Source organism: Fusibacter ferrireducens (genome assembly GCF_015352425.1).
Taxonomy (GTDB): domain Bacteria; phylum Bacillota; class Clostridia; order Peptostreptococcales; family Acidaminobacteraceae; genus Fusibacter_A; species Fusibacter_A ferrireducens.
Window position 1 is genome coordinate 1 of record NZ_JADKNH010000029.1, and the last position, 11,430, is coordinate 11,430.

Here is an 11,430-nt window from a genome sequence, read left to right on the forward strand (position 1 = left end):
TTTGTAGTGTAATCTTCTCCTTAGTCTAATAATATCAGAATGGTGAAAACCGCACACCATTTTTTCATTACTATTTGTGCCGCCAGCGGTAGCGGCGGAATGGAGGTTATTATGAAAAAAAAATATACTTCAAATCCCAACTGTGAAAGCGATCCCGTTTTAACCGATCTCCTCAAGGAAAAAAGTGAACTTTCAGAGACTTTAAAATACGCCATAAAAATAATTAAACTCGGTATATGGGAATGGGATCTTGCAACCAATCAGGTGACTCTATCAGATGAAGTTTTTGAGATTACTGGATGCACTAGAACTGATTTCAATTATGATTTTGATCATATATTTACAACTTTTATCCATCCGCAATTTCAAGAATTATTAGAGACTTCTATTGCCATTGCTCTAAAAACAGGCGTTGTCCCTCAAGAAGATTACCGTGTTCTCAGTGCAACAAATGCACCTTGTTGGGTCAGAGTTAATGGTCGGATTATTTATGATGACCAAGGTCATAAAATAAAAATGATGGGCACTATGCTCGATGTCACAAATGACTATTCAGCTAAAACTGAGCTTTCAAGGTATTTAAATTTTTTTGAATCCTTAATGGAGGCGTTGCCTTGTCCTATTTTTTATAAAGATAAAGCAGGCCTTTATAAGTTTTGTAATGCTGCGTTTTTAGAGTATCTCGGTATGAACAAAGAAGATGTCATTAACAAAAATGTCTTTGAGATCTCCCCAGAACCACTTGCTGACATTTATTATAAGGCAGACTTAGAACTCATGGCACAAAGAGGACATCAGGTTTACGAATCCAAAGCCAAATATGCAGATGGCTCATATCATGATGTCATCTTTAGTAAGGCCGCGCACCTTGACGAAAACGGTGACATCCTCGGTTTAGTCGGTATTATACAGGATATTACAGAAAACAAATTGGCTGAAAAAAAAGAAAAAATACTCCTAGAAATAAGAAGTATTTTTAGACATATCCATGCAATTATTGCAAATTTTGAAACTGAAATCGATTTTTTTAATAAAATCTTAAAAGAAGTTTTATCTGTTCTATCTCACTCGGATGAATTCGTCGTTCTCAAATTTGACGATTCAGAGAATCTATCTATTTTAACAAATACACACCCTATTGAAGATAAATCTACACTCTTGACGACTAAATATGATGCCCTTTTTTTGAGAAAGGAGAACCGAGTCGGCAGTTCTAACCCTTACATTATAAACGATATTGAAAATAGCAAACTGCGATCGTCACTTATTATCCCACTTTATTTTAACTCGGAATTGAAATGGCTCATATCTTTAGACAGCTATCAAACACGCCTATTTGATAGCATAGACTTGACTGCAGCCAAATTCATACAGGAGGAGCTAACCTGTTTTTACCAGATCTTTGACCTCATGCGCACGAATTTGAAATTATCCCAAGCGAACAAAAATCGAGATCGCGGGTAAATTAGAGCAGTTTCTCAAAATCACAAATTTTCCGTTGCATTTTTTTGTTGCTTTTTTCATTACATATTTCATGCACTCGTTTAAAGTGATCATTTACCCTGTCCTATCTTATAATAATCCATTGTGGCAGTGGTTTTAAAGCCACACGATTCGTAGAGTCTTAATGCATTGGCATTGTTCGCTTCAACCTGTAAGATCACACGACTTGCATTCCAATCCAGAAGTTGCATCACAGACTTCATTAAAAGCCATCTGCCATAACCCTTGCCCCTGTATTCTGGCAGTACGCCGAGTCCATAAATGCCTCCAATGCCTTCTGAGAGTTGTAAATGTGTTTTTCCGAACAATAATTCACCGGTTTTCCCCATGTATATGAACATGCCATGCTTTTCCTCTGTTTCTGGCATCAATAGATCCGCGTCATCTAAAGGTCGGCTCTCATCTTCTTGAAGATCAAACTCTTCTTTAAAGTAAATGACATTTTGCCTTGCAATTTCCCTTGCATCTAAGTTTGAAGCCTTTCTTAACGACAACTGACCCCGTTCTTCAATTACCTTAAATGTACCTTCTTTAAGAATCGCATTAAAAACCGATTGATCTAAGTACATTTCATACTCTGTATGTTTGTACTCAGCATCTGTACTCTTGATGAACGCCATACCTTCCTGTGAATTTCGATCACTTAAAAGCAACATCGCATTGGATTGCCTCTTATGAAATTCAGCTTTTACATATTCAAAGAGAACTTTAAAATATCCTCTTCTCCTGTAGTCAGGGTGAACCATGCCATTCACTTCAATTTGGCTGCTTACGCCACCAAAGCCGCAAATACCAATATACCCCACTAAAGTATCTTCTATAAAATACATAAACTCATTGATTGTTTCCATAGTTGCAGTGTTTTTTTCTGGCGATGCCTTTTCTAAAGCTTTATGCGCCGCTTCTTCTGAAAGACTCTTCTTATAATCCAGTTCGAGCTTAAGTGAAATGCCCTCTTCAATACAGCGCTTTTCAAGTTCTATTATTTTTGAATAATCTTCTTTTGAGAGATATTCGGCCAATTTAATATATTCCGATCTCATTGAACCCTCCTGTTTTAAAGTCCTCTCCCCTATGCTGTTCTATGATGATTATAGGGGTACTTTACTTTTTTATGTTGTTGTTTTCAGTATAACAGACCTAAAAACGCCAAGCTAGCCCATTCATAGGGAAAAGATGACTCTAATATATCTTTAACCTGATTGACCATACGATTAAGCACTCACAGAACAGTAAAATCGACACATAAAATTGGACCATCTACAATATGACATGCTTGTAGATCGCCCGAATTCATTTAAAATGATGTTCCTGAAATCAGATCAATATCTAAAAAAATTTATTCATTCTATTATCGCCTATGCTTGTTCTGCCCAATTTAAACTTTGAGACAATCCATTTTTACCAAATATGACAATGCCGTCATTTAAATATGGCTGCATTAAAATTTTCTCATTCATGGTATCCATAAGTGTTTCGGTAAGTTGTTCTGTGGTCTCTGAAAGAATTTGCATTCTTGCATTTTCATTTTCTTTTTCGTAAACATCGGTTTCTACGATTAAACAAGCAATTGTAGTCTCGTGTTCATTTTTAATGGGCACTACATTTTGTTTAACGATTTGATCTTCCTGTGTTATTGCTCTCAAATCTCTTGTGGGCATGCCAAGTTCAAGTGTTCGTACCGCTGCAGGCTCAATATGTCTAAAGGCAAATTCTCCAACAACAGTTTCCTTATACATGGATTTATGCTTCGTAAGTTTTGCCTCAGCCACCACAATTGCCACACCGGATTCCCGTGTCGGACAATCAATAAAGACACCTGCATTCAATGACAATGTGATCAAAGTGTTGTAAAACCTTGGGTTTTCAATATATTCTCCAGGTGCATCTATATAATGACCATAAAATTCCACAGTCTGTGTTTTTTTATAATGTTGTGTTTCACTTCTTAAATTTTGTATCAAAGTCGTTTTGCCTACACCTGTTTTACCCATAAAGATGATTTTCCCCATTTTTATGACCTTGTCAAATGTGCCAATGTCACCTGTTTGCCAGGCACATATTCTTGTATCACTCTTTGTTTTTCTGATGTCATGTCCGCCTCCGTACAATTGTAAATTTCAAGATCTGTTCGCAATCTCAATGCCATTTGCGATAAAAAAAGCCCGTAGTTATCGTGTGATCACTACGAGCTTCAATGCTCTTTACAAACTTGTACGCCGTTGTACAAGACGAGTATATCATCATTTTTTTAAAGTTCAAGATTTTTTTAGAAATCAAAACGCGTTTAAAATGCTATTTATATTCAATAAGGCCAGAACCCAAAGCGTCATGAAATGACATTTCGTAATAGTAGTCTGTATCTTCGAAATATATTTTTATAATACTACTATGTGTTAATTCAGCCACAGCTATCGATACATTAGTGAAATTAGTGAAATCCAACGGACTGATATACTCTAGAACTTTATCATAGGACAATGTGTGATCTGAATCGCTATTGATTAAGTATAATGTATAGCCATTTTCTAATGTATATTGAGTTAACCTTTCGTCATAAGTATAAATACCATGGTCTACAGTCACGTTATTTTTGTCTATTGAATAATCATCACATATGGATTGAAAAAAATCATTGTGATCATGAGCTCTTTCAAAACTAAATATATGATCATACAATGTATGCACATGTCCATCATGATCTTTTTGGTCTAATACAGTAAAATAATCATACTTAAAAATAGCGTATGAAACGGCATCTTCTTTTATTTCGTATACAAATTCATAATTGCCCTCTTTAATTTCAGGTAAAAAGTATGGCCTATGATCTGTTAATAGCGCATCAATAGCGTTTAACCATAAACTATAATTATGCCCCCATTGAAGACTTTCCTGAGATGTGGCATTGGTTTCAACCACATCTTGAATCGGGACAGTATTAGCATTATTCACCATATTGCTTTTTTCACAAGATGTCAATAAAAACAATATAGCGATTAAAATAATAACCCTTTTTCTCCCCAAATAATGATTTATCATTTAAGCGATCTCCTTTAATTTCAATTGTAATATTTTCACAATATTAGCATACTATTAATAAGATTACAATAAAATAGGGCCCTAAATAAATTTGACCTCAAATGAAAAAGCAAGTGCTCATAAAAAAAATACCGGGGTTAGCCGATATTTATCAGTGATGGATGGCCCATGATAAAGGGGACTTTGCTCAGGATCATAAGCATGCAGTCTTTGTCCGACCATTCCATCACTAATTGAAATGATTTTGGGTGTATCCAGTTATGTCAAAATTGTTTTATTGACAGAAGTAACTTCAATGTTTTTCAAGTGCTACCTGCAATTTAGGAATAATGTCTGAAAGTCTTTCGGCAACTGCTATGCCAGCTGATTCCATTGCAGTGATTTTTGAATCAGCTGTACCACTATTTCCAGATATAATGGCACCAGCATGGCCCATTCGTTTGCCCTTAGGCGCTGTTTTGCCACTGATGAAACCGACAACTGGCTTTTTCATATTTGCTTTTATCCAAGTTGCAGCATTTTCTTCAGCATCTCCTCCAATTTCACCGATCATGATCACCGCCTCTGTTTCGGAGTCCTCATTAAATGCTTTTAGCACATCGATGAAATCCGTTCCATTTATAGGATCTCCCCCTATACCAACTGCTGTAGACTGACCTAAACCTGCATTTGAGACGACACTCACCGCTTCATAAGTCAAAGTGCCTGATCTAGAAACAATACCAATTGTCCCCTTTTTATGAATATGACCTGGCATAATGCCAATTTTCGCTTGATCTGGCGTTATAATTCCTGGACAGTTGGGGCCTATAAGTCGTGTTGAACTGTCTTTAAGATAATACTTCACTTTCACCATATCTTGCACTGGAATATGCTCTGTGATACAAACAACCAAATCTATTTTGGCATCTATGGCTTCAATAATAGCATCTGCTGCAAAAGGCGCTGGTACATAAATGACCGAAGTATTTGCTTGAGTTTCTCTGACCGCTTCTCTCATAGTATTATAAACGGGAATAGCCATTACCTTTGTACCACCCTTACCGGGTGTCACACCTGCAACGATATTTGTACCATAGGCTTTCATTTGCTCGGTATGATATCTTGCCGCCAGACCCGTAATCCCTTGAACCACTAATCTCGTTTCCCGATTGACCCAAATACTCATGCGATCGCCTCCTCACCCTTAATTAAAGACACTATTTTCTCAGCACCTTCATCCATGGTATCTGCTGAAATAATATCCAGACCTGAATGATCCAATAAACGCTTGCCATCTGCTACATTAGTGCCTTCAAGTCGAACCACTATAGGGACACTTCTAGAAAGTGATTTCGTCGCTTGAATAATACCCTCAGCAATGGTGTTGCAGTGCATAATACCACCAAATATGTTGATAAAAACGCCCTTAACATGCTCGTCTGATAGTATAATATCAAGTGCCTTGCTTACCATTTCAGCACTTGCACTACCACCCACATCTAGAAAGTTTGCAGGTCTGCCGCCTGCGTAGTGAATGGCATCCATTGTTGCCATCGCAAGCCCAGCACCATTGACTAGACAGCCTATTTCACCTTCAAGTGCCACATATGACAACCCTACAGATGAGGCTTCTATTTCTTTGCTATCTTCTTCATCAAAATCACGAAGTCGTTCAATATCTGCATGTCTGAAAAGTGCATTATCATCAAAATTCATCTTCGCATCGAGTACTATTAATTGTCCCTCTTTACTCAACACAAATGGGTTTATTTCAACTAAATTTAAATCTTTCTCAACAAAGCAAGTGTACATACCCTTTACGATCTTCTCCAATTTAGGCATTAGATCTGTCGATAATCCAAAAGATTCCGTCAAGATTCTAATGTGAAATGCTCTTATGCCGATTAAAGGATCGATGGTGATCTTAAGAATTGAGTTTGAAGATCTCTTGGCAACCTCTTCGATGTCCATGCCTCCTTCTTTAGAAGCAATAATCATGACTTTACTGGTTGTCCGATCAAGTACCATACTCATATAAAATTCACTTTCGATTTCGCAGCCTTCTTCTATATAAATCTTTCTGATTTTTTGACCATTAGGGCCTGTTTGATGTGTCACTAACGGTTTTCCAAGCATCTCGGTGCCAATTTCAATACATGCATTTAGGGAATCGACTACTTTTACACCACCTGCTTTTCCACGGCCTCCTGCATGTATCTGTGCCTTTACAACAGCGACATCTGTTTGTATTTTCCTCGCTTGAGTTTCCAATTGATTGACTGCTTCAACTAAGTAGCCCTCCAGTACTGCCACCCCATAGCTTTTAAGTATCGCTTTGGCCTGATATTCATGTATATTCATTTAATGCCTCCTTAGAACATGATATTGGTATAAATGATAATGCCTATTAGCGCAAAAGGGTACGTTGCGCCACATCCCACCGCAACAAAAAAGCGGTCCTCATTTCGAGCACCACTAAACCAACTTAGATAGATAACTTATATCATTACGCACTAAAAATTTGTAATGACATAAAAAAGCTCTTTCATTCCAGAAAGAGCATGATCAATAAAGCTAAAAAGCCTTAACATCACACCTCCTCATCCTCGTGAGTTTAACAGCGCAAACATTCTTGGCAGGTCTCCTGACTCAAGACTATGGTACTTACTCCCTTCCCATTATTCACAGTGGCTATGAGCAATACAGTCTTTTACAGTGGCGGGACCGTGTTGGCATTTCACCAACTTCCCTTTTAAGTGTACCAAAGGCACACACCAAAAATTTTACTATTCAATTAGAATTTGCGATTCAATTACAATTAAGTGTCCAAAGTTGAGTAACACCCTAACCCGTTAAAAAAAACGTATTATATTCACCTGAATATTAACATTAATGCTATTTAATGTCAAGTCTATTCGATGAATTGAATCGATATTGATTTAAATTTAGTTTTACCCAGTCGGCCTATGCAATACAATGCCTTGATTTGAAGTGGCTAATTTCACGCCATAGACGATCCTAGAGGGTTCAACCAAGGCCTCATTATAGCCCCCATATTTGATATAGATTTCGCCATGAAGCCTCTTGATCTCTGGCACTTTTTTATAAAAAGCGTCAAGTGTATGTCCTGTGAAAATAATCACGGGCAATTTTTTTTCTATCGCCGCTTCGACGAGCTCTATGAGTTCTTCTGGTTGTTCAGACCATTCAAGACCACCGAGTATCAACCCTTTATTGAAGGGATTTTCAAGTACCAATGCCACGATATTACTAGCCGAATCTACTTTGGATGGCATTTTTTTCAAGTCTTGATTGAAGCAGCCTTTACAGCCAATAGAGCACGAATGCGCACAAATGAGAGCACCTACAAAAGGCGCATCTGCCATTCTTTCATTTTCAATCCGTTTATACCTGATTGCCATATTGCACCTCCAACTCTTCAAAACGCTAAAGCTGATGTCGATCTGAAAACTCTTCTCTTTTACCTTCATTGAAATACTTCACATTTCTGAGGTATCCTGTAATCCGCTGATACTTTTCAACGTCCTTATGGCATTTAGGGCACCTATCTACAGCTTCATTCAAGTAGCCATGATCTGGACAATAATGATTTACAGGTGAAAGACTCACATAAGGCACTTTATACGTTTCACAAACTGTCTTAATAATTTGTTTTGCCTGTGTACCCGTTATAGGTGCTCCAAGATAAACGTGAACCACAGTGCCGCCCGTAAATAAAACTTGAATGTCATTTTGGTGCTCAAAGACTTGTTTTATAGACTCTATTTGATTTACAGGAATATGACAGCTGTTGGTATAATAAGGTGTTTTTTCATTCCCTTGAGTGATAATATCTGGATAGACAAATTTATCCTTTAACGCCAGTCTGTAGGCTGTAGATTCAGCCGGTGTCGCTTCGAGATTATAAAGATTGCCCGTTTCCTCTTGGAAATCCCTCAACCTTTCTCGCATGTATTCCAGCACTTCCATGGAAAGCATTTTGCCTTCTTCTGTTAAAATAGATTTGCCTAAAAAATTTTCACACATCTCATTTAAGCCCACAAGGCCTATTGTGGCAAAGTGATTTTCAAATCCTCCTACGTATGTTTTAAAGGCAGGTATAAGGCCTCTTTCAAGCACATTTTCCTGTAAAAAAGCACGCTTAATCTCTAGACTTTTCATGGCGAGCACTAAGTTTTTATCAATTATTTTAAAAAGTTCATCTCTGTTCTTTGAAAGATAACCATATCTCGGCAGATTCAGTGTGACTACACCAATAGAACCCGTGCTCTCTCCTGCACCGAACAAGCCGCCATTTTTACGTTCAAGCTCTCTGACATCAATTCTAAGCCTACAACACATGCTCCTTGCATCCTCAGGTTTCATATCGCTGTTGAGGAAATTGGCGAAATATGGATATCCAAATTTACCTGCCATTTCCCAGAGCGCATCGTTGAGTGGATTGTCAAAATCAAACCGTTCATGAATGTTGTAGGTTGGGATTGGATACGCAAATGGTTTGCCATCGGCGTCGCCTTCTTGCATGAGTTCGTAAAATGCCCTATTGAACATATCCATTTCACTTTGGCAAGCTCTATAACTATAATCCAGTAGCCTATTGCCATGAAATACAGGCATGTCAATCAAATCCTTAGGGGGTGTTAGATCCAGTGTTATGTTGCTAAACGCAGGTTCTGCGCCCCCTCTTGAATTAGAATTGATTGAAAATATAAAGTTCTGAAGGTTTTGTTTGACCTCTTCATAAGAGAGCTGATCTTCTTTTATAAAAGGCGCAAGATAGGTATCCACAGAACTAAATGCCACTGCACCCATAATCTCATTTTGAAATACTGTGATGAGATTCGCCAGTTGATTCAAGATAGAGGCAAAATGCTTTGCTGGCGAAGATCTTGGAATATTGGGCACGCCTTTTACGCCTTCTTGAATGATCCGTCTCAAAGAATAACCGCAGCAATAAAGCGTGATACCACCCAAATCATGAATGTGGTAATCGCCCACCACATAGCCTTCTGCAATTTCTTCTGTATAGACACTGCTCAGCCAGTAATCCTTTGAAACTTCACCCGCTATATATTTATTAAGTGCACCAAAGGAATAAGGCGAATTCGAATTTTCTTTAACTTGCCAATCCTCTTTTTTTAAATAGAGATCTACTAATCTTTTACTGTCTATCATTTTCCCCTCCGCGAGCTGAGTTGAATCCATTTTGAGCAACTTGTAGGTCTTCTTCCCACAAAATTTAATCCAACCTCTTTACACTCTTCCTTTCATCCAAATAAGCCAAGTACAACATTTGTGCCATCTCACGATGTCTCAAACCAATTTTCGCTGACACTGTTTGAGGTTGAACATTCCTCAGCGCAGCTTTCGGCTCAAATCTTGTTGTTTTAAATAAAAAACACCCTCTCGGGTGTTCGATGTGTTTTATTCAAATTGAACAATTGTAAATTCTAAATTCAGAATCCTATCGCCTAATCCAATAAAAATCTCCATCCCCGAGAAATTGGTTAGTATTTTGGTAGGTCTCCTGGCTCGCTTTCATCCTCACATATACCTTCCCGATTTCTCAGTGGCTCTATATGCTCGTCTGGCTTACAGTAGTGGGTGCTGCTCAGGCTTTTACCTGATTCCCTTTTACATTTTCATGACCAAAATACTTTATGTAGTTCTTTAACATCATATTATCACTATATCTTGTGTTTTGCAATATAAAAATAAACTTTGGGCATTTAGGCCTAAGTTTATTTGAGAAAGTAAACGACATCATAGGGCGGAGGGTAGCTCAACTTTTGAGTTTTAACACTCTAATTAATAATTCAATCGTTTCAAACTGCCCTTATCAAATGCGTACGAACCTGTTTCCAGCGGATAAGAGAGCGTCTCCACATAATACCAAGGATCTGTATCCGATAAAGGATTTTTTAGTACATGAAATTCTTGGGCTGGCATATAGCCTTGCGCCAATAAAAAAGCTTTTTTACCTTCTGCATTTTCACATAGATCAACTACCATAACCACATGTCCAGGGCTTCCTGCCTTTAAAAAAACAGCGCCCACTTGTAAATTTTCAATATCTATTGGCGTTGACTCTTGATCTAGAGAAAGCGTACTTGCATAGGCAAATACCGTCTCCAAATAACGCTCAAACGTTTCATAGGATTCGTCATAACCCTTAGTCTTTGTCCAAGACACGTCATTCCCATTGACCTGAATCCGATAACCCTCTTGCCATTTTTGATATTCGCATAAAAACCCATTTACAAAATAAAATTTAATTTGATCGTACTGTTTATTTGCATAGTAATATTCGGCATAAATGCGCATAACAGAATCCGCACACTGTTGTAAATCTCTATTCGATATATTCATATCAAACACAGCCAAATGTACGGATTGATTGCCTTTTTCATCACCATTATAAAGCAAGACCTTTGACCCATTTGCCTTTAGTGGAAAATGGCGCAGATAAGTTTCAAAGCTCTCTTGTGGATATTCAATTCGAGAGTAACCCTCTGGTGTATTGATTCTGCTCTCCAGTGTATTCCCTTCTGCGTTTATGAAGGCTGCCATTTCTGAAATTTCAACTTGATCTTCAATACCTGCTTTAGCGCCTGTCTCAATACCTACTTTAACTTCTTCGTTATTGATCACATCCGCATTCTTTTTTCCATCTGGATCACCTAAAGGATCTTGCTCTTTTTTACCACAGCTGGTTATCGCAAAAAATGTGATTCCAATGAGTATCATCACAAGAAATGTTTCTATTTTTTTCATAATAACCTCCATTCCGCCGCTACCGCTGGCGGCACAAATAGTAATGAAAAAATGGTGTGCGGTTTTCACCATTCTGATATTATTAGACTAAGGAGAAGATTACACTACAAA

The 11,430-nt window shown here is 37.8% G+C and carries 9 protein-coding genes and 2 riboswitches; of the genes, 1 reads left to right on the top strand and 8 read right to left on the bottom strand.

Annotated features, from left to right (window positions below):
- The first annotated feature begins 111 nt into the window (after positions 1-111).
- Positions 112-1,464 (top strand): PAS domain-containing protein, encoded by a 1,353-nt coding sequence (locus tag ISU02_RS23280; RefSeq protein WP_194704265.1) that lies wholly within the window; start codon positions 112-114, stop codon positions 1,462-1,464.
- An 89-nt stretch (positions 1,465-1,553) separates the two neighbouring features.
- On the opposite strand, the gene ISU02_RS23285 is transcribed toward ISU02_RS23280, so the two are convergent.
- From ISU02_RS23285 to ISU02_RS23320, 8 genes are all read right to left on the bottom strand, one after another.
- Positions 1,554-2,546: a GNAT family N-acetyltransferase gene (locus ISU02_RS23285; protein WP_194704266.1), complete on the bottom strand. Its 993-nt coding sequence runs from the start codon at positions 2,544-2,546 to the stop codon at positions 1,554-1,556.
- 315 nt (positions 2,547-2,861) lie between these two features.
- Positions 2,862-3,515 (bottom strand): histidine kinase N-terminal domain-containing protein, encoded by a 654-nt coding sequence (locus ISU02_RS23290; protein WP_194704267.1) that lies wholly within the window; start codon positions 3,513-3,515, stop codon positions 2,862-2,864.
- A 283-nt stretch (positions 3,516-3,798) separates the two neighbouring features.
- Positions 3,799-4,542 (bottom strand): hypothetical protein, encoded by a 744-nt coding sequence (locus ISU02_RS23295; RefSeq protein WP_194704268.1) that lies wholly within the window; start codon positions 4,540-4,542, stop codon positions 3,799-3,801.
- A 292-nt stretch (positions 4,543-4,834) separates the two neighbouring features.
- Positions 4,835-5,710 carry a succinate--CoA ligase subunit alpha gene (gene sucD, locus ISU02_RS23300; protein WP_194704269.1) on the bottom strand — a complete coding sequence of 292 codons (876 nt, stop codon included), beginning with the start codon at positions 5,708-5,710 and terminating at the stop codon, positions 4,835-4,837.
- Positions 5,707-6,885 carry an ADP-forming succinate--CoA ligase subunit beta gene (sucC, locus tag ISU02_RS23305; RefSeq protein WP_194704270.1) on the bottom strand — a complete coding sequence of 393 codons (1,179 nt, stop codon included), beginning with the start codon at positions 6,883-6,885 and terminating at the stop codon, positions 5,707-5,709. Before sucC ends, sucD begins: the two co-directional genes overlap by 4 nt.
- Before the next feature lie 256 nt (positions 6,886-7,141).
- Positions 7,142-7,318: riboswitch (cobalamin riboswitch) on the bottom strand.
- 157 nt (positions 7,319-7,475) lie between these two features.
- Positions 7,476-7,946 (bottom strand): 4Fe-4S cluster-binding domain-containing protein, encoded by a 471-nt coding sequence (locus ISU02_RS23310; protein ID WP_194704271.1) that lies wholly within the window; start codon positions 7,944-7,946, stop codon positions 7,476-7,478.
- 25 nt (positions 7,947-7,971) lie between these two features.
- Complete coding sequence (locus tag ISU02_RS23315) at positions 7,972-9,750, bottom strand: ribonucleoside triphosphate reductase (protein ID WP_194704272.1); 1,779 nt, start codon at positions 9,748-9,750, stop codon at positions 7,972-7,974.
- Between the two features lie 295 nt (positions 9,751-10,045).
- A riboswitch (cobalamin riboswitch) is annotated at positions 10,046-10,213 on the bottom strand.
- A 140-nt stretch (positions 10,214-10,353) separates the two neighbouring features.
- Positions 10,354-11,319, bottom strand: coding sequence for a DUF4846 domain-containing protein (locus tag ISU02_RS23320; RefSeq protein ID WP_228727931.1), 966 nt, complete (start codon positions 11,317-11,319; stop codon positions 10,354-10,356).
- Positions 11,320-11,430: the final 111 nt, after the last annotated feature.